General features: G+C 67.2%; 1 protein-coding gene. It reads right to left on the bottom strand.

Annotated elements, in window-relative coordinates:
* Positions 1–569 (bottom strand): copper homeostasis protein CutC (locus tag EOA60_RS36185; RefSeq protein ID WP_245502721.1); only part of this gene is annotated, 569 nt, incomplete at its 3' end.
* Positions 570–615: the final 46 nt, after the last annotated feature.

Raw genomic sequence — 615 nt, 5'->3', positions numbered from 1 at the left:
ATATGGTCGGGCGCCAGCCCGCCGCAGCCGAGGATGATGATGCGTGCGCCGGCCTGGCGAACCAAGCGCGCGAGCAGATCGACGCCCTCCAGCGCCGTGTCGCGTTGCCCGCTGGTCAGCACGCGGCCGACCTTGCAGCGGATCAGCGCTTCGAGCGCCTCGGCCGGGTCACGCGTCATGTCGAAGGCGCGGTGGCAGGTGACATTGAGGGGACCGGCGGCGCGCACCAGTTCGCTCATTCTCGCTTCATCGATTGCGCCGTCAGCGGTCAGGCAGCCGACGACGATGCCGGCCACGCCGAGATCGCGCAGCGCGCCGATATCGGCCAGCATCGATTGGTATTCCGCCTCGCTGTAGAGAAAATCGCCGCCGCGCGGGCGTACGATAACATGAAACGGGATGGTCGCACGTTCGAGGGCTACGCGCACCGTGCCGAGGCTCGGCGTAATGCCGCCTTCGACGAGGCTGGCGCAAAGCTCGACCCGGTCGGCGCCGGCGGCCTGCGCGGCAAGCAGCCCGTCAATGCCTTCGACGCAGAGTTCGATCAGGGGCCTTTGAGCGGCGGTCACCATCATCCATCCATGTTGAAGAGAAAGCGCAGCCCTAGCATTGGGG

Source organism: Mesorhizobium sp. M1A.F.Ca.IN.020.06.1.1 (assembly GCF_004023265.1).
GTDB lineage: Bacteria > Pseudomonadota > Alphaproteobacteria > Rhizobiales > Rhizobiaceae > Mesorhizobium.
The sequence above is the reverse complement of the archived record's forward strand: the minus strand, read 5'-3'. Positions and strand labels throughout refer to the sequence as shown.